The sequence below is a fragment of the Mycolicibacterium arcueilense genome, from assembly GCF_058536225.1.
Genome location: NZ_JBZTYL010000017.1, coordinates 1 through 24,067, shown reverse-complemented (window position 1 = coordinate 24,067; position 24,067 = coordinate 1). Strand labels below are relative to the sequence as shown.

Annotated in this window: 22 protein-coding genes; 17 read left to right on the top strand and 5 right to left on the bottom strand. The window is 61.2% G+C overall.

What is annotated here, in order from left to right; translation table 11 throughout:
• Window positions 1-1,344: 1,344 nt before the first annotated feature.
• From AC4LGL_RS19810 to AC4LGL_RS19800, 3 genes are all read right to left on the bottom strand, one after another.
• Entirely contained in the window at window positions 1,345-2,319 is a 975-nt protein-coding gene (locus tag AC4LGL_RS19810) for a transglycosylase SLT domain-containing protein (RefSeq protein ID WP_491840278.1), read from the bottom strand.
• Between the two features lie 29 nt (window positions 2,320-2,348).
• Window positions 2,349-4,391 carry a hypothetical protein gene (locus AC4LGL_RS19805; protein WP_491840277.1) on the bottom strand — a complete coding sequence of 681 codons (2,043 nt, stop codon included), beginning with the start codon at window positions 4,389-4,391 and terminating at the stop codon, window positions 2,349-2,351.
• 174 nt (window positions 4,392-4,565) lie between these two features.
• On the bottom strand, window positions 4,566-4,856 hold the full coding sequence (locus AC4LGL_RS19800) for a hypothetical protein (RefSeq protein WP_491840276.1): 291 nt from the start codon (window positions 4,854-4,856) through the stop codon (window positions 4,566-4,568).
• 82 nt (window positions 4,857-4,938) lie between these two features.
• On the opposite strand from AC4LGL_RS19800, the gene AC4LGL_RS19795 reads away from it, so the two are divergent.
• The 6 genes from AC4LGL_RS19795 to AC4LGL_RS19770 all read left to right on the top strand — a co-directional run bounded on the left by AC4LGL_RS19795 (window position 4,939) and on the right by AC4LGL_RS19770 (window position 10,813).
• Window positions 4,939-5,454: a hypothetical protein gene (locus tag AC4LGL_RS19795; RefSeq protein WP_491840275.1), complete on the top strand. Its 516-nt coding sequence runs from the start codon at window positions 4,939-4,941 to the stop codon at window positions 5,452-5,454.
• Window positions 5,455-5,540: 86 nt separating this feature from the next.
• Entirely contained in the window at window positions 5,541-6,152 is a 612-nt protein-coding gene (locus AC4LGL_RS19790; RefSeq protein ID WP_491840274.1) for a chymotrypsin family serine protease, read from the top strand.
• The gene (locus tag AC4LGL_RS19785; RefSeq protein WP_491840273.1) at window positions 6,149-8,182 is read left to right on the top strand and encodes an ATP-binding protein; all 2,034 of its coding nucleotides are present in this window, start codon (window positions 6,149-6,151) and stop codon (window positions 8,180-8,182) included. The genes AC4LGL_RS19790 and AC4LGL_RS19785 overlap by 4 nt, the downstream gene beginning before the upstream one ends.
• Before the next feature lie 23 nt (window positions 8,183-8,205).
• The gene (locus tag AC4LGL_RS19780; protein WP_491840272.1) at window positions 8,206-8,664 is read left to right on the top strand and encodes an NUDIX hydrolase; all 459 of its coding nucleotides are present in this window, start codon (window positions 8,206-8,208) and stop codon (window positions 8,662-8,664) included.
• 52 nt (window positions 8,665-8,716) lie between these two features.
• Window positions 8,717-9,526, top strand: a complete 810-nt coding sequence (locus tag AC4LGL_RS19775) for a GntR family transcriptional regulator (RefSeq protein WP_491840271.1) — start codon at window positions 8,717-8,719, stop codon at window positions 9,524-9,526.
• A 114-nt stretch (window positions 9,527-9,640) separates the two neighbouring features.
• Entirely contained in the window at window positions 9,641-10,813 is a 1,173-nt protein-coding gene (locus tag AC4LGL_RS19770; RefSeq protein WP_491840270.1) for an ATP-binding protein, read from the top strand.
• A gap of 136 nt (window positions 10,814-10,949) precedes the next feature.
• Here AC4LGL_RS19770 and AC4LGL_RS19765 read toward each other — a convergent pair whose 3' ends face one another.
• Window positions 10,950-11,411 (bottom strand): helix-turn-helix domain-containing protein, encoded by a 462-nt coding sequence (locus AC4LGL_RS19765; protein WP_491840269.1) that lies wholly within the window; start codon window positions 11,409-11,411, stop codon window positions 10,950-10,952.
• Between the two features lie 64 nt (window positions 11,412-11,475).
• Window positions 11,476-12,270, bottom strand: a complete 795-nt coding sequence (locus tag AC4LGL_RS19760; RefSeq protein WP_491840279.1) for a helix-turn-helix domain-containing protein — start codon at window positions 12,268-12,270, stop codon at window positions 11,476-11,478.
• Window positions 12,271-12,796: 526 nt separating this feature from the next.
• Between AC4LGL_RS19760 and AC4LGL_RS19755 the strand changes: the two genes are divergently transcribed.
• The 11 genes from AC4LGL_RS19755 (at window position 12,797) to AC4LGL_RS19705 (ending at window position 23,873) form a co-directional block, all read left to right on the top strand.
• A complete protein-coding gene (locus AC4LGL_RS19755) occupies window positions 12,797-13,321 on the top strand; it encodes a hypothetical protein (protein WP_491840268.1) in 525 nt (174 codons plus the stop codon).
• A gap of 807 nt (window positions 13,322-14,128) precedes the next feature.
• Complete coding sequence (locus AC4LGL_RS19750) at window positions 14,129-14,707, top strand: hypothetical protein (RefSeq protein WP_491840267.1); 579 nt, start codon at window positions 14,129-14,131, stop codon at window positions 14,705-14,707.
• 306 nt (window positions 14,708-15,013) lie between these two features.
• Window positions 15,014-15,367, top strand: coding sequence for a hypothetical protein (locus AC4LGL_RS19745; RefSeq protein WP_491840266.1), 354 nt, complete (start codon window positions 15,014-15,016; stop codon window positions 15,365-15,367).
• Between the two features lie 197 nt (window positions 15,368-15,564).
• On the top strand, window positions 15,565-15,963 hold the full coding sequence (locus tag AC4LGL_RS19740; protein WP_491840265.1) for a hypothetical protein: 399 nt from the start codon (window positions 15,565-15,567) through the stop codon (window positions 15,961-15,963).
• Between the two features lie 9 nt (window positions 15,964-15,972).
• Window positions 15,973-16,212, top strand: a complete 240-nt coding sequence (locus AC4LGL_RS19735; RefSeq protein WP_491840264.1) for a hypothetical protein — start codon at window positions 15,973-15,975, stop codon at window positions 16,210-16,212.
• 165 nt (window positions 16,213-16,377) lie between these two features.
• Window positions 16,378-17,502, top strand: a complete 1,125-nt coding sequence (locus AC4LGL_RS19730) for a hypothetical protein (RefSeq protein ID WP_491840263.1) — start codon at window positions 16,378-16,380, stop codon at window positions 17,500-17,502.
• A complete protein-coding gene (locus AC4LGL_RS19725) occupies window positions 17,499-18,107 on the top strand; it encodes a DNA cytosine methyltransferase (protein ID WP_491840262.1) in 609 nt (202 codons plus the stop codon). The genes AC4LGL_RS19730 and AC4LGL_RS19725 overlap by 4 nt, the downstream gene beginning before the upstream one ends.
• A gap of 84 nt (window positions 18,108-18,191) precedes the next feature.
• On the top strand, window positions 18,192-19,442 hold the full coding sequence (locus AC4LGL_RS19720) for a tyrosine-type recombinase/integrase (RefSeq protein WP_071289631.1): 1,251 nt from the start codon (window positions 18,192-18,194) through the stop codon (window positions 19,440-19,442).
• Entirely contained in the window at window positions 19,439-21,865 is a 2,427-nt protein-coding gene (locus AC4LGL_RS19715) for a tyrosine-type recombinase/integrase (RefSeq protein WP_078332055.1), read from the top strand. The genes AC4LGL_RS19720 and AC4LGL_RS19715 overlap by 4 nt, the downstream gene beginning before the upstream one ends.
• Before the next feature lie 90 nt (window positions 21,866-21,955).
• On the top strand, window positions 21,956-23,014 hold the full coding sequence (locus tag AC4LGL_RS19710) for a hypothetical protein (RefSeq protein WP_235615442.1): 1,059 nt from the start codon (window positions 21,956-21,958) through the stop codon (window positions 23,012-23,014).
• Between the two features lie 22 nt (window positions 23,015-23,036).
• Window positions 23,037-23,873 carry a Fic family protein gene (locus tag AC4LGL_RS19705; protein ID WP_050545739.1) on the top strand — a complete coding sequence of 279 codons (837 nt, stop codon included), beginning with the start codon at window positions 23,037-23,039 and terminating at the stop codon, window positions 23,871-23,873.
• The last annotated feature ends 194 nt before the right edge of the window (window positions 23,874-24,067 follow it).

Below are 24,067 nucleotides of genomic sequence, written 5' to 3'. Positions count from 1 at the left end.
CCTCGGGAAGGTGCGCCCACTTTCAGGCCGCCTCCTCGGGCCTCATCCACAGGTATTGATCATTGCTCGGTACTGATCACCAGCCACCGCTGATCGCAGGGCCGATACGCCCAACGCGCAGGACCACCAGAGCCGACCTCGACTTGCATTGACGCGCGTCCATGCTGCATGCGCGAGTACCGCTGCGCAATGCGCGAACACCAAGCGCCCCCAGCGACAAGAGCCAGGCCGTACGCGGACGAACCTGCTAACAAGGCTCCCGCTGCCACAGACATCTGCCCTGCTGCTCGGTTCTCGTGACCTATCGCGCAAAGCGTTTCGGAACGACATTGCCGCTGGCGGATGCACCCGGGGCCCCGCGCCAACCGACGAGCATCACCCCGGTATTGCACTCCAGAAAATCTTGCGGGGCAGTGCAAAACACCCTTGGGCGCAGATAGTCGATAGGCATGCGAGGCGGATCAGGACACCTTCCATGGTCGATCCAATCAGTCGATCGAGTCCTCCGCCGACTCAAGGTGTAGAGGCCAGGGCTGCCTCGGGAGACCCGCCCGCCACTGCGCTACAGCTGTGGCCCAACTGCATCTCGGAACGTGCTCGCCGCGTTGCGCACGGGCGTGACACATGGCCCGAGCGTCTGCAACGACCGGCGCTTCGATAGGCCAGAGACCGGCTCACAGACATCAGAGCGTGCGCATCTACGCGTTCAACGGGGTCGTAAGTGAAGGGCGGCGCGGGTGGCGGACTGGCCCGGTTCGCTGTCAAGATCCGCTTCATACCGAACCGTGCCGATCTTGTCCTGTTTGGGTCAGAACGGCTCAGAAACGGGCTGTTTGGCCCTTGTGTGCCGCCGCCCCCGAGCGGCGAGGCGCAAAACAGCCCCTGAACGCGCCTGTAAGCGATCGAAACCCACCCTCGGGCATAGTGACGCCAGTGCACCGCTGTTCGTGCGCCTGTAGCCCTTCTTGCAGCACTATGTCGCTGACCTGCACCAACCAGTCGGCATACGGGGTTCGGGCATGCCGACGAGGCGTCAAGCGCGGGGGAGAGGTTCGCGACGCTGCTGGATGGGATGCAGACGGCCGCCACGTTCTATCGGCCCCCGCGGGGCCCACGCGAGTGAAGATCTACCGCGTACCAGGGTGCCAGCGAGAGCGGTGCCAGGACCGCCTGTGCGGTGTGCGCGGTCTCGCCAGATGGCGGTGATGTCAGCTGGCCGGCCACAGGCCCCTCAAGGCGCCTCTCCGACCATGGACCTACGCCAAAAAATTCCCCGGCCACATCCGCAGATACCTCCGGGTTGAACACTTCTGGTCCCCATCCCGGAATGGGGCCGGATTGAAATCAGTATCCGGTGTAGCCGTTGGCGTGGCGGCGGGCTTGGAATCGCTCGAAGTTTGCGCCGGCGTTGGGTTCGACGTCGTACTCGTCCATGACGTAGTGCATGGATGCCGCGATGTTGGCAACGGGGTCGAAGATATTGTCGCTTGTGCCGGCGACGTGGTGGCCTTTGAAGGTTCCTGGTACGACCTGGCACAGTCCTCGTGCGGCGTTGGCTGGGCCGCCGTCGGCCGCGGTGGATCCGGTCAGGTTGACGTCCTTGACGCCTTGGATGATGTCGGCGTTGTTGCCGCTTTCGTGTTCGATCATGAAGCGGTAGAGCGCGTGCCATTTCGCTCGAACGACCTTGTCGGCGGGTATTCCTGCGGCGTCAGCGGCCTTGTCGATCGCGACTCTCAGTTCGGCAGGAGAGAGCACCCCTCGTCCCGTCTTTGCCAGTTTCGCCTCCGAGAGTGGCTGCTTGGCGCCGGAACCGACATGACGCCCAGACTCCATGGCTTGGGCGGCCGATTGCGGAGTTACGCCGGCACTGGACAACAGCGAGGCCAGCGCCTGTGGGGAGATGGGCCGCATCGATGCTGGTATCGCCGGTGGACTGGCGGCTGGGGAGGCCGCCGGCATCGCGGCCGGTGCTGCGACAGGCATTGCCGCTGGCGCGGGACTGCCGTAGCCGGCCGGGGATGGGCTTCCTGCCATCCCTGGCATTTGGCCAGGTGAACCTTTGAACTTCCCGGCCGATTGTTTGTCGGCGTCAGTGATATCTGCGATGCCCTTGGCGGACTTGTCTAGGGTCTTCTTCGAATCGTCGAGCTCGGTTTTCGTCTTGTCGGTGTGCTTTGCCAAAGCGTCGTCAATGTCGTCGAGGCCGGTGCTCGGCGCGGGTCCCGTAGCCCGGGTTTGGGCGTCGCTGACCCCTTGTCGGCTGGATTCGAACGCGCCGCTCGAGTTGGGGTCAATGGTGGTGTCGGGGCTTGTCATCGGCTATTCCGGCATGTGTTCAGGAATGGTCACTGGCGGTGAGGTTGCGGGAATGGCTGACTTACCGTGCTGGGGGATGGCTGACCCTGTGGCTCAACGGATTCAGTCACCGGTGGGATGTCAGAAGTTCCAACGGCCGGCGGGGATGTGGAGACTGCTCCTTGGCCGACCGGTGAAGCGGTGGGATCGACCACAGGCGTTCCAGGTTCGGGCATTGCGATGATGCCGTCGTTGGGTCCAACAGGGTTGATCACTTCGGCGACGGGCTTGATCTCGCCCTGCTCGTTGACGGCTTCCCCGTTTCCGAGGTAGTAGGCCATGTCGGCGCCGTTGTTGCTGACGATGATCGCGCCAGGCTTGGCCGCGGTGATGGAGTCAACTGACTGACCGAGCGGTTGGCCCACCGGAGGAATGGTGTAGCCATTGTCAGCGAGGGACTGGGTGATCGGGATACCTGGTCCAGATTTGGCGGCTTCCATGCTTTCTCTGATCGCTGCAGCTATCCGCGGGGAGTCAAAGACGTAGTCCTTGTTACCGATGCGCACTGTCTTGTCCGCTCCTGGGGGAGGTGTGACTGCGGCCGGATGGACCCCTGGCGTCCCGGGGGCTACAGCCAGGGTGTCGGGGGTGTTGTCCTTGGGCTCTTCGGGCTTGGGAACCTCGCTCTTGTCGAGCTGGTCATCCTGGTTTTTGTCCTTGCCGTCGGAGTCTTTGTGGTCGTCGAGGGGTTGTTGGTCGGCCATCGGGTTCATGCCGGCATCCGGTGCAGTCGGACCGGTTGTGGGCATGGGGGGAATCGTGGGCATTGGCATGCCGCCGCCACCAGGAAAGCTCGGCGCCGAAACTGGGGGAATCGAGGACAGCAGACCGTCCAGTGGTGATTTCGTGTTGTTGTCAGTGGGCGATTGCGGCACTGCCGCGGTCGGCGCAGGCTCTGCGGCCACGGGGGCGGCGGGGGCGGGCTGTGCGCGTTGGTCGGGACGGTTAACCGATGACATCGGGGTGGTTGTTCCGGTGCCGTTCGATGCAGTGCTGGGGACCGACCAGTTCGAGAACGCAGCGGAGACCCCTGCATTGTGCTTGGTTATCTCTCCAGCGGCAGCTTTCGCCGAGGCGATACTGTCATCCATTTTCGCGACGTTGACATGATTCGCCGTGAAAGGGATGAGCCCGCTGGTGCTGTTTGCGATTTCCGCGCGGTTTCCGTTGTTTATTTCGCGGAATTTCTGGTAGAGCTCGTTCGCTTTCGTTGTTACGCCATTGACAGCGGACGCCGCACCAGGAGCGACCTGGTCTCGATATTCATCGAATGCGTCGGCCAACGGTCCGAGTTTCGCCGGAATTGACGATACTAAGTTTCCGGACGAGTCGGCGGTGATGGAATTCGAGAGGTTTCTGATCGAGTCGGCGATCGAGCTTGCCTTGGGTCCGAGCTTGTTTATCGCAGCTACCGTGGACTTGAAGTCCGGGGTGGTCTCGATCGTTGGACTGGATGGCCAGATGTCATCTGGGGGGTAGTTGAATGCCGCCGTGTTGGTCTGGGTCATGCCTTGGTCGATTTTCTCGATCTGAGGATCGCGGTTGCCGTCGGCGGTCAGTGGCAGAAACTGCGTGCGCGGAGGGCTGGGCGGCGCGTCGCCGTCAGGGGGGAATCCCACACCGCCGATGCAGGAGATCAGCCCATTGACGAGACTGCGGCTGTCCTTGTCGAACAGCCATGTAGCAGCGAGCACCACTGTTCCCACCACGGGCAGCGGCGCCAGCGCCACGCGGCCGAGGGTCATCATTCCGGCCTTAGCGAATACTCGCGGGGCCTCTTTCGCAGCCGCCGCGGCCACCGCGCGGCCCGCTGCGGCAGCACCTCTGCCGGCTGCTTGTCGACCAGCCAGGCTCGGAGCTTTCTTCGACGCTCGGAACAGATCGAGGTAGGCCTCGGATCTAGCCGACTTCAGCTTGGCCTCAAGAGCCGGCGATCGTTTCATTGCGGCGCGGAGGCCGGCGTAGCCTCCCATCGCCGTGCCGGGCAGCAGCAGTGCCTTGCTCAAGTCGAGGTCGAGGGTCGGTTCGGTCAACGTGCGCGCAGTCAACGTCGGCGGGGTCGTTACCGTGGGCGCCTGGGCTGCGGCGGCCAAGCCATTACCTGGCGACGGTGACGGTGATGGAGGTTCAGCCGGGGATGTCATTGCCTTGGCGCCTCTCGGAGTGTTTTCACGTTATTCGGTGGTCAGTTGCGACAATTCAGCCGCTTAGTTCACAGTGTCGCCCACGCGGCCAGCGGCACCGCCAAATTTGTTGTTCACGAACATCATGACGACACCGGCAACAATTACAGCCCCGACACCTAGCAATGCAATTGCTTTCACTTTATCCGATTCGTCTTTTTGTTTATCACGCATAACATTGCCCGCGACAGCGAGGAATATGACGCCGACGATCACGCCCAGCCAAGTGTTGATTGTGCTGGCCGCCCACGCACTCGACGATTGTCCGTAGGCGACAATAATTTCTCGCGTGGCGGCGATATTCAGAGTTCCCATTAACGGACCTTTCATCCTTTATATCGACTAGGGTAACAGTCACCAGAGGCCATCAGTCCGCTTAAAGAAAGGTGGTAAAGACGTGCAGCCGATCCTCGTGCGGATGGAACTAGGGCCCGTTGGCGGGCCAATGCCGAACTTTGCGGTCGTCGTTGATGAGTTTGTCCGTAAGGCCCAGGACGCAGGCATCGCGACGAAGCCTGCGATGAAAGTCACCGACGTGCTTGAGCGACCTGAGCAGTGGCGGGTCTCCGCCGGCACCGAGGGTTACATCGCGTTACTGGGCACCACCACAGATCGTGTTGACGCGGTGGAGGTGCTCTCAGCGATCAACGTCTCGGTGCCCGCGGTAATCAGCGCCAAGGTTCTCAGCCCCTCCGAGGTCGACGAGTTCCACGAGCAAGCTCGCCTTATCGTTGAGCGCCGCAAGCAGCAGCGGAGCCAGAACTCCGGAAGGCATGCCTCCGCGGCCAGAATCGGGGCCGCCAGCGCGGCGCCAGCGGGCGCCGGCCCCGACGAGCAGCCTTTCGAGTTGGCGCTGAGCACACCTGAGGAGGTCAGGAAAACCCCCTTGGACATCTTGAGTTTGGTGCGGTGACGTTCCTCAAAGCATTCGCCGCCGCGGTGCTGGCGACGTCCTTATGGGTGGACCTGGCTCCGATGTGCGCAGCTGATACCCCGGGTATGCACCTACAGCCCGGGGTATCGATCTATGTGATCAACCGCGATAGCCAGATCCAGTCGACGTGCACGCTGGGGTGGCTGGTGGTCTCGCCGACGGGGGAGCTGCAAGCGATGACCGCGGGACATTGCCGGACCGGGCCGCAGATTGAGGTTCGCGATCCGGCCAGCGGGACCTCCCATGCAGCTGCCAGCTGGGTAACTTCCCGCAATTCCGGCCCGGACACTGTGCTGCGCGGAACTGACATTGCGACGGTCGCCATCTCAAAAGAGCTGGGGCACAGCGTATCCACCCTCGATGGCATCAGTCCCGTGGGCGTTTCCACGGCCCAGGACCTGCTTGACGACCCGCCCGTCCGAATCTGCAAACGCGGTGGGCAAACCGGTGTCAGCTGTGGAGCGTTGGTCGCCGTCAGCGACGATCGTGTCGCGTTCCGCGCCACAGTCGATCACGGGGACTCCGGCGGCCCCGTGTGGGCGGTTTCTGACGCCGGAACAGTTACCGCCGTAGCTGTGGTGGTCGGCCAGTCCGACGATGACCCCACCGTGACGGTAGGTCAGCTGATCAATCCTTGGCTTGTGCGCTGGGGCTGCAAGCTTGGTGTTGCAGCGTGATTGCGATTGCCGGCCTAGTCGGTGCCTGGGTCCTCAGTTGCTACTCGAACACGTTCTCGTCTCTGTGGTGCCAGTTGGGGATGCTCTCGCCTGCCGGCCAAACCCACCTGTTGTCGCTGCCGTGGTCCTATCCGGCGGTCGGTTGGACACTCGAGGCGCTTCTCGTTGACGCTGCCGCGCTGGCCGCAGTGTGTGTGCTGGCTCATGCGATCAGTCAGTTTCACTCCACCACGGTCACCGGTGAGGATGGCCGCGAACGGATCGAGCGCACCTTTGCCAGTCCTCGCGCGGTGCACGTTTACATCAACACACTCGGCGCCGCCAGCGTGGCCGCGGGCCTTGGGGTGGGTTTGCAGTTCGGCTGGGGCCGGACTTTCGCTGTGCCGCTGATCCTGCTCGGGTTTGTGGTGCTCGCTGTGGAGTCGGGGCGGCGAACCACCGCGGCTGCACCTGGTGCCGACGGCGTCGACACCCGCTATGCGCAGTTTGACGGGTTAGCCGAGCCGATAGATCTAGCTGCGCTGCCCCCGCAGTTCCTCCAGCGCGGGGCACTTCACGAAGACCTTCGGCGCTTGATGCGGCTGGCCGGCGCCAAATTCCCGCACAAACTGGCATTCGATGTTGCTACAACCGAGTTCGAAAACAGTGGCAAAGGTGCGCACAGGCTGGTGTCGTGGGGATTCCGGTGTGCCGAACCTGGGTACCTCACCGATACCGCTATTCAGCAAAAACTCCAGACCACCTTCCTCAACGGCACCGGGGGTATCTGGACGTTCCGATTCGACCCCCGCAGCGACACCTTCGGCGCGTCACGCAAATCCGGCATCCCCAAGCTGTGCTTCTCCCCGATGTGGCCGGTGATCTCCTCAGTCGCCGAGGCCCGCAAACGTTACACCGGTTGGGAATTCAAGCTCGGCGTAGCAGCCAGCGGGGTTGTTGGCGTGTGCATGGAGGCTATGGCTCATGTCAAGGTGATCGGTGAGACCGGCGCGGGCAAGTCGGTGGCGATTCGCAGCTGGCTCGAACAGTTCCGGGCGATGGGTTGGATGCTGATCTTGGCCGACGGCAAAGGTGCTGACTATGCCGGCTACTTCGCCCCACACGCCGAGGACCACAACCTGCCTGTCCCGGGGACGGTTGCTGTAGGACTGGGTTCGACAACCCGCGGCATGGCCTACGTCGGAGCGATCGTGCTGGCCTACCAGATCCTGCAGGAACGCCAGGAAGGCTCGCTACAGGACAAGATCGACAACCCCGAGACCTGGAACTCGTTCACACCGGTTCTGCTGGTGATGGACGAGATCAAAGGCATGCGGACGAAATGGAGGAATGTGCTCGGCAAGGACGGAGCCGCGGCAATCGAGTCCATGGTCACCGAGATCACCTCAATCGGGCGTGAATTGCGCGTCCACGGCATGTTCATATCCCAGGATGCACGCGATACCTCAATCCCAGGTGTGTGGAACTCCAACCTCCCGTTGACGATTTCGCTGGGCAAACCCAGCGACATGACCGTGGACAAGGGCTTTGAAGATTCGGTACGGCCGAAGGTGCGCATGATCCGCGAATCGATGGACCCGAAGCGTAAAGGGCGCTGCCTGGTCGCATCCGTTCATCCAGACACCGGCGCCGCGGACGCCACCGAATACCAGGGCTACCTCGGCTACAGCCCCGGAGAGCACTGGAACAACCCGAAACTGCCGCCAGAAACCAAAAAGCACTGGGTGCCTTTTAAAGAACAAGTTTCTGACCGCGTTCCCCGCCTCTACACCCGTCAGTGGTTCAAAATCGACGAGAAATCTGAGGCGCAAGTAGAGGCGGAAGAGAACGGCAGGCCCGACTGCGGGTATATCGATTTCGACCTATTTACTGTCGAGGAGATTCAGCGCATGGAACGTGTCGCCCTCGACATAAGGGATTCAAGCGGAAAAATCGTTCCCAATCCCGACATGGAGAAATACGATCCGGCCAGCCCCAAATATGTGTGCCGACCGACAAGACGGCGCCGCAAACTCATCGCGGAGATCTAGAAGGGGGAATTGCTGTGAGCACTATGGATCTGAGCGCAGCCCTGGCGACTTCCTGCATCGGAGCACCTAGCGGGTTTTCGGTCAGCGTTGCCGGCGTCGTTGTCGATGGTGACACCGTGCTGATCACGCAGCGTGCTGACAACGGAGATTGGGAGCCGCCAGGAGGAATTCTGGAGCGCGGGGAGACCTTCACTGAGGGAGTTGCGCGGGAAGTTCTCGAAGAGACCGGGCTCGTCGTGGAGCCCACCCTGTTCACTGGTTGCTACTTGAATATGAGCGCGCACGTTGTCGCGCTGGTTTTTCGCTGCACCGCGCTGTCCGGACAGCTTCGGTTGAGCTCGGAGACGCGGGCTTTGCGGTGGGTGCACGCCGACGAAGCGGCGGCCTGGATGTCTCCGGCGTTCGGTGTTCGCGTCGAGGATGCTGTGAAGTCGCTTGGCGGGACGGTGATCCGTTACCATGACGGCATTAATCTGATCTGACCGTCTTTCATTAGCAGCCATATCCCCATGATTAACTGTTATTCTTTATCTCATGAGTGCTGCTATTCGGCTTCCGCATCGCATTATTGAGGATGGCGGACGCAAAACTAAGCAGCACCAAGTTGCCGACGCTATCCGCAAAGCAATAGTGGACGGTATTTACCGGCCAGGGCAGCAACTTCCGACGGTTATTGAACTAACTGCTCATTACAAAGTGAGCCGGTTGACAGTGCGTGATGCATTCAAGGTTTTGAGCAATGAAGGGCTCATTTCTTCTGGGCGGGGGAGTGGCACTTTTGTGCGCAAGGCGCCGCCGATTGTTCGGTTGGCGACCAGTCGATTGCATCGCACGTACCGAGAACAAGGCTTAGGGCCGTACTCGGTAGATGCGAAATCGGCTGGAATTGCGCCGGTCGTGGATGCTGTGCAGGTGTCGGTCATCCTGTTCGACGCGGATCTCGCCCGCCAGGTTGATCACGTCGACTCAGATTGGGTGGGCATCAAGGTCGTTCGGCGCTCACGTCAGTACGTCATTGCAGGTCAATCGTTGCAGTGGTCGGTGTCCTACATCCCGTTGGATTTGGCCGAGGGAACGTCCATCATGAGCAGGGACACGGGCGACGGCGGGATTTACGCCCGGCTGGAGGAATCCGGGCATCAGATAGGCCGGTTTCAGGAGACCGTGCAAGCACGGCTGCCCCTGATCGATGAGATGGACAGGATTGCGGTGGGGTCGAGTCAGCCGGTCATTCGCACTGTGCGCAAAGCGTTCTCAACCGGGCCGGGCGAGCGGGTGCTCGAGATTTGCGACTCGGTCATGTCCGCAGACTCCTTCCGGCTGGTGTACGACATCCCCGGCTAGAGCGCCTCTCATGAGGTCCGCGGTGTCCCGGACTTGGCTCCGTGACACGGCGACCCGTATGGGATTTTATGGAGTGGTATCGGGTATTTCCCATATGCCTCCATACTGTTCGATATGAATCGAGAGTTGAACCCCTTCAAGCCTGGTTCAGGCTTGCGACCACCAGCTTTGGAGGGGCGCGATCAACAGATCAAGGACTTTGATCTGCTCGTGGCTCGCAGCAAGAGCAGAAACTACGACCGCGGAATGATCTTGTCTGGCCTGCGCGGCGTCGGGAAGACAACGCTGCTGGGCATGCTCGAAGGGCACGCCGAGCACCAGGGCTGGCTCACAGTGGCGATCGAAGCTCGCGCCGACGAGGCCGGCGTGGCCGCGGTAAGAAACCGGCTCTCACAAGAACTCACTCTCGGACTTCGCAGGTTCAGCCGTAAACACAGAGCTAAGAGCCTGGTCGCCCCGCTGCTTGAGCTAGCGCGCAACTTCTCCGTTGAAGTTGGGGTCGGACCTGCAAAGGTCAAGGTCGGGTCTTCGAACCCTGCGGCCAGCGGAAACATCGGGTTGGACTTGGAAGAGCTTGTCGAAGAAATTGCCACCAAGCTCAAGCCACGAGCCAGTGCGTTCGGACTGTTCATCGACGAGATGCAGGACCTAGACCAAAGCCTGCTGTCGGCGCTGCTTGCCGCCCAGCACCGCGCCAGCCAGCGGGAGTGGCCCTTCTTCATCATCGGCGCGGGCCTGCCAAACCTGCCGCCGGCGTTGGCTGAGGCCCGCTCATACGCCGAGCGCCAATTCGCCTACAGCACCATCGGCCCGCTGTCGGTGGAAGCAGCTTCCGATGCACTGCGCATACCGGTCAAGAAGTACGGCGGCGACTTCACCGATGAAGCTCTCGACACCGTGGTTGCTGCGAGCGGGGGGTACCCGTACTTTCTGCAGGAGTTTGGGCAAGCAATCTGGAACGTCGCCGCCGACACTCCGTTCAGCCGGGAGGACGCCACCCTGGCGATCGATGTCGGCCTCGCCCGTCTTGACGAGGGATTCTTCCCTTCTCGTTGGCGCCGGGCAACCGAGCGCGAGCGTCGCTACCTTGACGCGATGGCGCGCAGCGGACGAGACGATCCAAAGTCAAGCCAGGTCGCCGCACTGATGGGAACGACCACCTCAGCGGTAAGCGACCTGCGCGATTCCGCATTGAAGAAGGGCCTGATCTGGGCACCCGAACACGGACGGGTCGCGTTCACGGTGCCCCACATGGCCGAGTTCATTCGACGGCAGGTGACGGAGTAATGAACTTTTGCTTCGTCGGAGACCGTTAGTCGGAGCCGTCGATATTCATTCGCCAGCAACCGTGACGGACCGCCTTCACTGGCTGACCGACTGCGTAAGCCCCAACGGAGGTCCGTACGTTCACCTTCCGAACAGGTCATTCAGTCGCAGTGGGGGGAGCGACAGGCGGAAGCTGTTCAAGGGCCCTGGCGCGGTCGATGATCGCAGCGACACCCAGTAGGGACTCTGGCGACAGTCCAGCGGCCCGAGCAGCAATATCGCGCACGCCGGCGTCACGCATGACGCGAAGCACTTCCAGCTGGGACTCGATACCTTCGTTTGGTCCCGGTTCCAGCAGGTAGCTCGCCGAGATGCCGAAGTAGTCAGCGATGGCACGCAGGTGTTGCATCGTGGGGTTTCGCTTCTTACCTGCGCGCAGCTGACCGAGATACTGCGCGGTGACGCTTACGCCGGTTTTCTCTTCAATGCCCTTGGCCGCGGCGTAGTTCGACACTGGCGCTGTTCCGCGTGGGTGCATTGTGTCGAAAAGCTTGTTGAGCTTGGCCGCCAAATCTGAACCGTCCAGCTCACCGATCGTCTCAGCTTCGCTGTTGTCCATCGCTCCACAGTTTCGTCATCGGCCGACAATGGAAACTGATGCTACCGCAGCCAGCGGGGTGGACTTACCCAAGCTGGGATTTTATGAACGCCGCAACCCGAGCGTTGGCACCTTCGGGCACCGCCCCACCCGACCGAATAGACCAGATCTCGTCCGTCGTTATGCCAGTCAGAACGCTGATCAGACCCTCAGCGAGTCCACTTTGTCTGCATGCAGCTTCCAATCGCGCGGCCGTAGAATCCGGGATCCGCTCCAGCAGGAGGTGACGCTTGGCTTCGAGATCGCGGACTGCCTGCAGCAGTCGCGCTGTCATCTCCTTGTCGGTCACAGCGGCCATTCGCCACGAACTTGCTGTCAACACAGTCACTTTGGCACATTGCGCCAACGCCGCATTGACCGTGCTGACGAACCTAGGACTGCTCGGCGCGGGCAGCTGGTCTATGAGTGCGTCCACCATGTCGATAGTTGCTTCGACGTGAGCGACCAGGACTTCGGACCCTTTGATCCTGCGAACCGGGAGCACAGGCGGAGCCTCGGTTGACCCGCCGGCGAAGCTGTCCACAAGCTCGTCGAGTGCTGCGTCGTCGTCGCCGGCCTCAGCTAGCCGATAGAACGATCCCGTTTTCCAACCCAGGCCGTTCTCTAGTCGCGCGATGGTTGACGGCCGCGGCACTTTCGTGGCTCGTTCGACGCGGCTAATTGACATCTTGGCAAGCCCGGTCATGGCAGCCATCTCATCGAGGGTCCACCCTCTGCGCGTCCGCAAACGCCGAAGAGCCTCGCCCGCGTCTTTGAACGTCAAGGCGCGCGGAGGCGGTTCGACGACGCGGTCATCATGTCGGGAATCGTACCGAGTCACGTTTTCTGTATCGATATCACGCTTAGAAGACACGCCAGGCCCTGAGTAAACGTGATTTTCATGTCGCGATTCCAATGGAAGCTGGCAGCCTCTCGGTCCGTTTTTCTCTTCTACCTGCGACTATACCCATACCCGGGGTAGCACCTCCGGTTTCCCCAGCTCCGCAGACGCGCTCTAAACGTGATCCTGTTGATCTTACCCGGGCGATTACATTCGTCGCCAGAACCCGCAAATCGCCCGCCTACCAGCGATGATCGCCTACCTGAGGCGACAACGACCATGGTGGGAGTATCTCTTCGAAATCACCTTTTCTGCTCCATAGCTTGAATAGTCGATATTGATGTGCTTACCCTGAACCCACTCCCGCGCGTCACCAGGGCGGGGTCGACAACTTCACAGAGCCCGGTTCGGCGCAGCCAACGTGCTGAGTTTCCATTGACGAACCGATACGAAACTGATATTTACTAGTAGTGGGTGGATGACACCCAACCGACGTGGACACAGGTAACGGGGACAGGGGATCAGCGTGAACGGTGAAGAAAGTGGTCGACCTACAGGCAAAACCGCTGGACTTTTAACGTTCCCGGCGGCAGAGGCCGAACGCCATCAGTTGTGCCTTTTCGAGGACAACTCGGCAGTACATGACGACGCGAACTTGCCCAACGTCGAGGACTGTGTAAAGCAGACAGCCAATCCGCCGGCGGCCGTGACTGAGCGGACGCGCATGTTGTTTCCCAATTCCGACATGCCGGCGCCGTGCCGCGTTGCCTCTGACGATCCGGACGTGTGGACAGAGCCGAAGTTCTATCCGTACCTGGTCGAAATCTGCAACGAGTGCCCGTTTCGCCAGTGGTGCGCGAACGAGGCGTTGAAGTTGCACGCCGACGGTCGCTACAAACTGGTTGGCCTTTGGGCCGGAGTAGATTTCGCCGAGGAGGATCGGGCGGGCTGCTATCGCCGTCGCGTCCAAAAGCTCGAGCACATCGCTGCAACCGGTAGCGCGCCGCGCACTCGTCGGTCACGCCGCACACGCAGGTCGGACGCGGCATGAGGCGGGGTGTGCGTGGGCAGCTGAAGGCGATAGTTCTCGACATCTTGTCGAGCACTGGCCGCGCAATGACTGTCGCAGAGTTGCGGGTTGGCCTGGTCGACGCGGGGGTTGGCGGCATTCATTCCGAGCCGATTTACCAAAGCCTCGGGGTGTTGCGTCGGGATGGCGCTGTCAAGAGCATCCGCCATCAGGGGCAGACCAAAACTCATTGGGCGGTTGCGGATTCGGCTGCTCTACATCTGGCGCAATCGCGGGCTGCTGAGCGCAGCGGGGGAGAGGGGGCTGTGACCGTTGTCTGATTTACGCCTGGTTGGTCGCGAAACGGACCGGGGCCGGGCGGAGTTTCCCACACATTGGTGACCTAGGAAACCAGAGAAGCCCCCACGAGGGGGGCATCTCAGGCGGACGTAAAGCTGCAACCTTCTACGTCCAGGGTCTCCCCAAATACAGAGGAGAGTGTGACTTGCTCGGTCATATTCAGAGTAGAGGCTTGTCGGCAACGGAATCAAGCGTTACGCCTCACAAAGTTCCGTCAGCATCGTTGAACTGCGCTGACTCCGCTTCCCGTGCTGTCTCCGCAACCAACGCGGCGGCAGTCATAAGCCTTGCCAGTTGGTCTAAGTCGAAGCTCGATGAGTGCCCGATGTGCGGTAAGCCACCGGTGGAGCCGGTGCGAGTCGAGGGAGTTTTCGCCTGCCGGGGGTGCACCGGCGGGTGCATGATCTGCGGGGCGTCATGCATTCACGGTGACGAGGTCTGCGGTGACTGCGCGCGGGCGGGCGGCATCAATCCCTGGGTGGTGCCGGCATGAGGACACCACATCTGATCGCGCCGGCATGTACTGCCAGCGATCCCGAGGCGCCTTACCGCCACGCCGAATTGGCGGTCTGGGACGAATGGCTGCGCAGCCTGGCGGAGTATCCGAACATCTGGCGCTCATACGAAGAGGGCGCGACGGTCTTGGGCGAGAAAGTCGATGACCTGTGGGACGAAGTCCGCGCGAACCACATCGGGCGGGCCAGATCCGAGGCTGCTCAGGTCGGCGCGATGGCTGTCCGCTTCATTGCTGATCTGTGCGAACCCACCGGCGCTGCGCGTGAACGCGGCCGTGCTGCGGTTGCGGAAGCGCAGGCGGTGCGCTCCATGGTGAGGCCGCACGGCCGGTCGCTGGCGTCCAGCCACGAGGGGTTCGGCTTCCTTAAGCGTGAATACGACGCGTTGTGGAGCGCTGTCCGATTTGACGATCCTGTTCGTGAAGTGGCGGCCCGAGTGGTTTGGATGTCGGTGCGGTTCATCGCCGAAATGACAAGTGCCACAGTGCCCGTGTTGGCGCCGGTTCGGATGAGCGTGGTGCCGGCGCGGCAAGGGGGGACTCGGCATGAGTAGAACGTCGGTGCGTAACGCAGGTAGCAGGTCAGTTGCTCACGCGGGAGGCCGGCGCCGAGCTGCCTCGCAACAACCGATGAAACGCCACGATGTGTGCGCGGTATGCGGTGGCGCGGTGACCTACTACCCACGCGAGGATGCCGCACCACGCAGCTGTTCTGTCGATGAGTCGCAGCGCTGGGCACACGATGAGCTCAGCGACTGGCTCAGGCAGCCGCACCGCGCCGTGCCGAAGGCCGGTCGAGATCCAGGAGCTGGCGTGCGGCACAACCCCAGCTCGGGCGGCATCAGTGGCCGGAGTGCGACGTGACGGAGTCTTGTGCACGGATTGGGCAGGCGCTGACAGCCGCCGACTTCCAGCTGATCGACCATGTCACCGAGCAGGTTCTTCCTCTCGTCGAGGACAACTCCGGTGAGGGTGTCTATGGCTACGGGCATTGGGACAAGGCCTCTTTCGCAGCGACCGTCAACGGCTATGACCTGCAACGGCGACCAGCTGGTTCGAACAGTGCGGGCCGCTACCTTCCCGACGATGTCCGCCACGGATGGGCGGTCGTCACAGACCCTGCGGCGAAGCGCTTTTCGTGGGCAGGTGTGACACCAGATCACCCCAATTCGTTCCCAGTGACGCTGATTCAGCGCACACCACGCTCTCACTAAGCGCTCCGGAAGGACAGCACCGTGCTCACACTTCTCGCCACTGCCCTCGTCGGGCTCGGGCTGGTCGGCGTATCAGCAACGCCGGCGCCAGCCTTACCGATGTGCCAGTTCGAAGACGGCAACGCCGATGGCCATCCGTGCATGTGGATCGATCCAGGCACTGGTGCGGGGTTCTATGTCGCATCGGAGAACTACCGATGATTACGCAGGACGAACGCGAGCAGGTCGCTGCGGCGATCCGACAAGCAGACACAGACCTGCCGCTGACCGAACGGTTCACCGACCTGCACGAGGACATCCAAGCGGTGTACCTGTCGATGACCGATGCCGCTATCGCAGCGCACCTGACCGCGCTTGCCGCCAACGGGTATGCCGTCGTGAAACTGCCTGAGCCGACCAGCTTTTCCCACTTTCAGGAAGTGGTGTGGGACGTTGGCGAGTCGTCGGTGATCCTCGACCGCTGGAAGCAGGTGAGCATCCACCTCGATGACTGGGACGACGAGGGCCCTGCGCCGGCAGAAGTGCTCGCTCTGGCCGCGGCTCTGCTCGCCGCCGAGCTCACGCGGTCGTCCAACCAGCAGCACCAGGCCAATTAGGAGCACATCATGGGGTCTTGGAAGCCGCCCGATTTTCGCGGTCGCACGTTTGGTCCCGGTGACCTCGTCGAGCTGCGAGACGAGGCCGAGAAGGGTTTGCGGATCGTCTACCGGGTCCTTTGCGTCGAAGACGATGGAGCTCTGCAGCTGGGCAACCTATCAACCGACGAGCGGTTGCCCGTGCCGGCCGAGGACGTGCACACCTCGGTGTTCGCCGCGCGGGCCGCAGTATCGGGTGGGGATGTTTGATATGGCCAGCGTGACCGCTCATCATCACGCACCTACACGGGTAGGACCACGGCTGTCCACACACTGCGAGTGCGACGGCGCCGGATGCGACGGACGGGATCCAGACGCGGTTCGAGGATCGACCTCCATCGAAGAGTCCATTTCCCAGATCAATTGGAGCGTGGCATGACCGAGCAGCTGCAACTTGGCAGGATCGAATTCCTGACCCAGACAGTTAAACTCGCGGGTATCAGCGTCGACATCACGGCGTCACCAACGGATGTTCCTCACTTGGTGGTGACGCCGACGCTTGGCCGCGGGAAGCGCGGCCGTGTCGTCCTTACTGGCAAGCTGGCGTTGACACACACATTCACCGGCTGGCATGTCGCTGTCAGCCACAGCTTCGAGCGCCTCAACACGCTGGCACAGCAACTGGCCGAGTTCGATTGGGAATTCACCGATCCGAATCGGAGGCGCGAGATGCAAGGCGCCGCGCAGGTCATCCGACAGTGGCACCTATCGGATGCCTACGACGGCCCAGCCACCCTTTGGGGCGACGACGCGGAGATGAAAGCTGCCCGGGAACGCGAGCCCGCGACCACATTGCTGGCCGAGCAGCTGCAGCGGTGGATAAGTCACAGCACGGACACCCGAGAGTCGGGCCTATATGACACGAATAACGAGGCGTGGCATGCCCAGTTATCAGCCAGCGTCCACGGGTACGGTCTGATCTACTTGCTGGCCGTGGTTCGGGAGATCGACCCGACCGTGGCCGACATCGCGGCTCGTGATCTCGTCGCTGCCTTCGACGCCGGAGATTCACTCGGCGAATGGGTATGTCAGTGGCGCAACGAACTTGCCGAAGGTCAACCGCTGACACTGCGTGGCATCCCCGCCCATGACCCGCTGAGCTGGCCGACGGAGAACCAACCGACCGGCTCCTCCGATTCCCTCACGAACGACGGCGTATACCCGCGGGAAGTCCGCCTCCACAATCTCGCCGCTCTGGACAAGCCCACCCTCGTCGAGACCGCCGACCACATGGCGACTGTCGCCCTGGTGCTCGGCGAACACTTGGCTGACATCGCAGAAATGGTCGGGCTGGACCGTGACGCGGAGGACTTGGCTATCCCACCGAACGTGAAACGTGTCGTCGCCGAGCACTGTCGGTACGCCGAGGCGCTGAACGAGATCCGCGCATATGTACAGCGAGGGGCCGAGAGGTGGGCACAATCCCACACCGCCGCTCCAACGCTGATCGACGTTTGCAACGCCATTTGGGCGATAGTCGACAAGGTCGGCAGGCCATGACTTCATCGATCGCTGAGCATCGCCCAGCTGCGCGGCCGCGCAGGTTCCGCCATGACTCGCTGGTTGCGGTCGATCTGTTCTCCGGGTTCGGTGGACTTACCACCGGCATCAAGGAGGCCGGGTTCGAAACGATCATGGCTGCCAACCACAACCGCTACAAGGTGGAGGTCCACGAGGCCAATCACCCCGAGGCTGAGCACTGGATCGCCGACCTGGTGAACAAGGAGGCCTCCGACTACCACTCAGCGCGGGACCTTCCGGCTGCCGATCTGCTGTGCGCCGGGGTGAGCTGCGTCAACCACTCGCAGGCGAACACACAGAAGGCGTACGCACAGGGCCTGTCGCTATTCGAACTCGACGATCCCGAGTTCGACGAGCGGGTCACACGCTCCGAACGCGACCGAGCGACCGCGAACTGCGTGCTGCACTACGCCGCACAGCATCACCCCCGGCTGATTCTCGTCGAGTGCACAACGGAGTTGACCTCATGGGGCCCCGGTCTGCCCCGCAATCCGAAAATCGGTGACGGGTCGACCTACCGGTGGTGGATCAAGCAGTTCGAGCTGCTTGGCTACAAATACCGAAGTATTGACCGGACTAAGTGACGACACGCCAGGTGCGGTCACCCTGATGCATCTGGTGTGCGGGTAGGACTGCACCATCCGATACGTGAGGACGGGTGGGACCTGATGTTCGATGACCTGGAACGTGACATCACGACGATTCGGCTCTCCAAATGGGGCAGTGTGAGTGAGTCGCATGGCCCAAGCGTTTGGCTCGTGTATGACGACGCTGAAAAGCCGGTATCAGCGATTCGCGAGTTCCTGATTGACTTTGTCGCACAAGGCAATAGCTCTAGTTCCGTGCGTAGCTATGCGTATGCGTTGCTTCGTTGGTGGCGATGGTTGCGCGCAATCGGAGTTGAGTGGAACAAGGCGACACCAGCCGAAGGCCGCGATCTCGTCCTGTGGCTGTTGGCTGCCGAAAAGGAACGTAACCATCGACGGACGAAATCCGCGTCGACTGCGGGGACAATTAATCCCGTCACGCGCAAGCGGTATCTCGACGACAACTACGCGGCACGTACAATTAGGCACTCGAATGCGGTCATTCGAGCCTTCTATCAGTACTGGATCGATGATCGCCAGCAAGGCCCGTTGGTGAATCCGATTCCTTTGGATCGGGGACGTGGCCGTCCCTATGCGCATCACAACCCACTCGATCCGCATCGGCCAGAGGGCCGTCTGCGCTACAACCCCAAACTTCCGAAACAGCTCCCACGGGAGATACCGGACGAGCGGTGGCGGGAGTTGTTCGGGGCGTTGGGGTCTGATCGTGATCGCGCGCTTCTCTCGCTGGTTGTCAGCAATGGTGCACGATCCGAGGAGGTCCTCATGCTACGGATGGTGGACCTGGATTGGGGAGATCAGCTGATCCGGGTTGTTCGAAAGGGGACGCGAGCTGAACAATGGCTCCCAGCTAGCCCGGAGTCGTTTGTGTGGCTGCGCATCTACGTGGCCGGACTCGGTCAGCAGCCGGCACCAAACGAACGGTTGTGGCAGACACGTCGCCGGAGGGACCGAGGAGATGGACTGCGTCAGCAGCCGTTGACCTATGACGCGTTGCGGAAGGTCCTCACGCGGGCAAACGACAAGCTCGGCACGAATTGGACGATGCACGATCTACGACACACAGCTGCGATGCGGATGATCCGCGACGAGAACCTGTCCGCCCGCGACGTCCAGACGGTGCTCGGCCACGCCCATTTGTCCACTACCGCCAATATCTACCTGATTGAAGATGAGGCCAACGTGATTCAGAGAGTTCGACAGCATTACGCCGAGCGTGAACGCGATGTTCCCTTAGCGCCGGTGGCTGACCTGGCCGAGGGCTACGACGCCGCGGACATGGGCGTCTTGTTCGGAGATACCTGGACATGACCGAACTAGCCGCGGATAACGACGATTTGAGAACTGTTCTGCTGCAGCGTGATCGGCCTAAGGCACTGTGGCACGAGCATTTAGCTGAGGACGCTACGCCGCCTGGGCCACGCGACCATCTTTCTATCAATGAAGTACTCGTACTGGTTGACCAACAGCCAATAGACCGGTCTGACCGGCATCCACTCCGACACCGCATGGCGGAGAGGATCCTCGTGCGGCTCACAGAAGAACCATCTGATGGTTGGCAGGGACGCTGGCTATCCTCAGGTGCCGAGGACGGACCCGGTTGGGTCGACGATCTGTTCGCGCCCGAAGATCGTGGCAGCAAGCGGCAGAAACACGACAACCTCATGATGGGCCTGCGAGCGTTGCTGCTGTGCCGGATCGTGTTTCCCGGCTACGGCTTTCTCACCGGCTACCGCTCGCACTCTCTCTTCAGCTCGGCGCGTGGCACGTTCCGCCCCGAACTCTTCGCACAGATCGAGCGCCGTGCCGCGGAGCGGAGCATCAACAGCAATCAGCTCAAGAATGTACTCGCACTGATCTCAAAGATTTTGTTGCACACAGGGAAAGACGTCGATCAACTCACGGCTGAAGACCTACTGGCCTATCGTGCCTGGACACGGTCGGCCGGTGACCGCACACGCAGCGGTCTGAGTTTGGCGTGGCGACTTCTTGACGGGATCGCCGACTTACATGGCTTCCACACCATCGAGGAAGCGGGGCGATTCGGTCAGCGCACATGTGGCGAACTAGTCGATGACTTCGGGCTGCGGAACCGGACTGTCCGTGACGTTATCGTTCGTTATCTGGAAGAACGTCGAGCGAGTCTCGACTACGCCAGCTTGGACCACCTCGCCAAGGGCCTTGCTGGACGATTCTGGGCCGATATCGAGCTGCACCACCCCGAGGTGGAGTCGCTGCATCTGCCTGAAGATGTCGCCCTTGCATGGAAACGGCGAATTCAAACCTCGCACACTCTGAAAGCTAACCGCACCGAGATGTACTACGTGCCGATCTTCCAGTCTGTGCGGGCGTTCTACCTCGATCTTCAAGAATGGGCAATGGACGACCCGTCCTGGGCTGCCTACTGCGTGCCAAGTCCGGTCCGCAAGAGCGACATTGCCGGCTCTGGAAAGGAGATAAAGAAGTCCAAGGCTGCCATCCACCAACGTATCCGTGAACGGCTACCGCATCTTCCCGTCCTGGTCGATGGTGCTGAACGGTACAAAGCCGACCAGGCCGGGTTGCTGGCCGCGCTCAAAGCCGTCGAGGTCGATGAAACCTTCGAGCACTCGGGCCGCCGGTACCGGCGCACGATCCCGATCTCCTATCGGAGAAATGACTACAAAAGTGATACGCCCCCAGATCTTGCCGAAGACCTGGTCACAGGCGAGGTTCTTGACGTCAGCAAGTCCGAGCCCCGTGCGTTTTGGGCCTGGGCTGCCATTGAGACTCTGCGCCACACTGGCGTTCGCGTCGAAGAACTCGTCGAAATTACTCACCTCGCGCTGGTGTCCTACCGACTGCCCAAGACCCGTGAATTAGTCCCGATGCTCCAAATCGTTCCGTCGAAATCAAACGAGGAACGACTCCTTTTGGTCAGCCCTGAACTAGCCAGTGTGCTCGCAACCGTCATCACTCGGCTCCGGCATGACAACGGCGGAAGTATCCCGCTGACAAAACGTTACGACAACAAGGAGAAGGTCACAGGTCCCGCGCTACCACATTTGTTTCAGCATCGGCTTGGCGGAAACTGGTACATCCCATCCACAAATACCATCCAGTCATGGCTGAATGAGACCCTCGGGCGGACGGGGCTGGTGGATGCGGCCGGAAGCCCCCTGCGTTACACCCCACACGATTTTCGCCGCATGTTCGCCACCGATGCAGTCAGCAGCGGCCTTCCGATCCACATCGTGTCAAGGCTGTTGGGCCACAAGAACGTCAACACAACCCAGGGCTACACGGCTGTGTTTCCCGAACAGCTTGTCCGTACATACCGCGCCTTCCTCGACACGCGCCGCCAACAAAGGCCCGAAGCCGAGTACCGCGAACCGACCAACGAAGAATGGAGCGAATTCCAACAGCACTTCGAGCTCAGGAAACTCGAGCTCGGCACATGCGGACGACCATACGGAACACCGTGCAAACACGAGCACGCGTGTATCCGCTGCCCGAGTTTGCGACTAGACCCCAAGGCCCGCAATAGGTTAACTGAGATCATTGCGAACCTGAGAGATCGCATCGCCGAAGCGAACAGCAACGGCTGGACCGGAGAAGTCGAAGGCCTCAACGTCAGCCTCAACGCCGCAGCCGCGAAGCTGACAAGCCTTGACCGGATGAATGCGAGGGCAGCCGAAACGGGCAAACAGGCGACTGATTTAGGTATCCCGATAATCATCGATGTGGGGTCTTGAGATCAACCTCTTCGAGCATTCTGTACCCAGGACTGTCGGATGCAACGGCTACCCTGCTGGTGCCAATGAGTGAGGCGTAAGGAGTGGCCGGTGAAACTATCCCTGACGGTGGCGCTAGTCGTCGTTGTCGTGTTCGGCGCGTTCGACTTCTGGTTGTGGAAGCACTACCACTCGCCCGCCGCGACGCTCGTTGCAGTCGGTGCGTTCGCCGTCGCGTGCTTCGCTCAGTTCCAAGCGTCCAGATCAGCGCACAATTCATCGAAGGCATCTACGCTCGCGCATTCAGCTGAGGCGCGCGCGCAGGCGAACGAGGAACGCGCCAAGTACGGATGGACGATCACCGTGCATCCCGAAGGGGACCGCTACGTGCTACGCAACACCGGCACGTTGGCAGCCCAAGACGTCCGATTCATCAACGTCGACCCGCACACGATGCTCAGCTTCGAACAGCACGAAGGCGAGGACGGGCCGACTGTAGAACCTGGCCACGCCGTCGCATTTCACGCCCACTTCACTTTCGGAAGTAGTGGCAACGCAGTCGAATTGGAATGGTTGCCCGTCGGTGAAGCGGAACGCAAGACGTTCAGAGACGTACTCGACGATATCCCCAATAAAACGTTTGACGAGGTGGTCAAGCGGCGCGAAGTCGAGCGCGATGCCGATGCAGCCATGGACAGGGCGTGGTGCGCTGAGATGCGGAAGATTCTGATCGACCTAGCCGCCGCATGGGGCGAATACAAAGCCAACGGCACGAGCCAGAACAAAACGCGAGTGCAGGGCCTTGTATCAGCGTTGCCTAGCAATATGGTTCGAGCCATGGGCTTTGAGGTCGACGTGCCGCGTGATTTCTGGGGGATGCATCAGTGGCCGTTTGAGAATTTCGTGCAGGATGCGGAGGACAAGGAACTGGTCCGCGATAACGCGCCCATGATCGAACTCATGTGGAATCTGACGTGGGTACAGATCCCCCGACGACGCGAAGGCGACCTATCGCAACCGCCCGATCCCTGGTATCGGTTGGAACATGCCATCCACGGGTACATCGAACTGGTGCGCAATCGCGAGCAAGGCAAGGTCGAGTATCGCGACGGGCAACGTGACCGCGAGAGCCATGAGCGAGCTTTGCAGATGATGCAACAGCACAAGTGAATGGTCCCGGGTTTGAGTCAGCATGTCACCAGACAAGCCTGTGCTGACGGCAGCACAACTCGAGGTTGTGCGAAGCAGCGTAGCCAGCGGCGCAATTGAAGGTTGGCGTGCCTCGACAGACGACATCGAACTGCTTTACCGCGTCGCGGCAGGCACCATCACAGCCACCGACGCTGTTCACCGCGTGCAGGAACTGCAGGCGCTCAAAATAGGTCACGCGGATGCAGAAATTACTTCAGTACAACGAGATTGGAGTACAGCATCATGGGACGACTACATCTACCCTGGTACGGCCGTGTTGGTCAACCGCCTGAACATCCGTGACAGCCTGCAGCTTGAACACGTCGCGGGCATCGTGGTCGCCATCCGCACAATCGAAGCGGTAATTGACACCCCTAGCGTCCCCGACCCGCTCGATGGTGCTCAATTACGTGCCCTCCACCGTCAGCTGGCGCAAGACCTCTACGACTGGGCCGGCAACTACCGGTCGGTACCAATGGGCAAGCAGTGGTCACAGTTCGCGCCAGTCGAAACGATCGCCACCTGCCTCGAACGAGCGGCCCGGGTTGTGGCTGAAACTGACTGGCCTGAGACAACAGACAACGACTTCGCCGATCGGGCCGCCATCGTGTACTCCTGGTTGAACTACGCGCATCCATTCCGCGACTTGAATGGCCGCGTAACCCGAATTTTCATGGACTATGTTGCAGCACAAGCAGACCGGGTCATCGACTACAGCAAGGTTCCCGGTGATGTGTGGATTCAACGGTCAGCGTTCACCGTTCCCGACCAAGGTCAAACACGTCCGGCGCCCGAATATATGACGCCAGTCTTCCGTGCCGTCAGCTCGCGTCAGTAATCTGAAAATGACCGAGCCAACGCACCACCGTTTCAGAGGGGATACCGGCGCAGCGCATCAGCCGCGCTACCTGGTCGAGCCGGGCATCCAGGCCGGTCCAGGCCGGCCAGGCGGGGTGCCTTTTAGCCTCAATCCGTGGACTGACTTGAGTGGTGTGGTTCGACGGTGATTCTGACGGCGGTTTGTGGGGTGGG

Excerpts from the sequence above, each read along its gene's own strand:
- AC4LGL_RS19780 (WP_491840272.1), top strand. The coding sequence starts at position 8,206 with ATGGATCTGAGCGCAGCCCTGGCGACTTCCTGCATCGGAGCACCTAGC.
- AC4LGL_RS19735 (WP_491840264.1), top strand. The coding sequence starts at position 15,973 with ATGGGGTCTTGGAAGCCGCCCGATTTTCGCGGTCGCACGTTTGGTCCC.
- AC4LGL_RS19720 (WP_071289631.1), top strand. The coding sequence starts at position 18,192 with ATGTTCGATGACCTGGAACGTGACATCACGACGATTCGGCTCTCCAAA.
- AC4LGL_RS19790 (WP_491840274.1), top strand. The coding sequence starts at position 5,541 with ATGCACCTACAGCCCGGGGTATCGATCTATGTGATCAACCGCGATAGC.
- AC4LGL_RS19740 (WP_491840265.1), top strand. The coding sequence starts at position 15,565 with ATGATTACGCAGGACGAACGCGAGCAGGTCGCTGCGGCGATCCGACAA.
- AC4LGL_RS19730 (WP_491840263.1), top strand. The coding sequence starts at position 16,378 with ATGACCGAGCAGCTGCAACTTGGCAGGATCGAATTCCTGACCCAGACA.
- AC4LGL_RS19770 (WP_491840270.1), top strand. The coding sequence starts at position 9,641 with ATGAATCGAGAGTTGAACCCCTTCAAGCCTGGTTCAGGCTTGCGACCA.
- AC4LGL_RS19775 (WP_491840271.1), top strand. The coding sequence starts at position 8,717 with ATGAGTGCTGCTATTCGGCTTCCGCATCGCATTATTGAGGATGGCGGA.
- AC4LGL_RS19725 (WP_491840262.1), top strand. The coding sequence starts at position 17,499 with ATGACTTCATCGATCGCTGAGCATCGCCCAGCTGCGCGGCCGCGCAGG.
- AC4LGL_RS19800 (WP_491840276.1), bottom strand. The coding sequence starts at position 4,856 with ATGGGAACTCTGAATATCGCCGCCACGCGAGAAATTATTGTCGCCTAC.
- AC4LGL_RS19810 (WP_491840278.1), bottom strand. The coding sequence starts at position 2,319 with ATGACAAGCCCCGACACCACCATTGACCCCAACTCGAGCGGCGCGTTC.
- AC4LGL_RS19715 (WP_078332055.1), top strand. The coding sequence starts at position 19,439 with ATGACCGAACTAGCCGCGGATAACGACGATTTGAGAACTGTTCTGCTG.
- AC4LGL_RS19705 (WP_050545739.1), top strand. The coding sequence starts at position 23,037 with ATGTCACCAGACAAGCCTGTGCTGACGGCAGCACAACTCGAGGTTGTG.
- AC4LGL_RS19750 (WP_491840267.1), top strand. The coding sequence starts at position 14,129 with ATGAGGACACCACATCTGATCGCGCCGGCATGTACTGCCAGCGATCCC.
- AC4LGL_RS19765 (WP_491840269.1), bottom strand. The coding sequence starts at position 11,411 with ATGGACAACAGCGAAGCTGAGACGATCGGTGAGCTGGACGGTTCAGAT.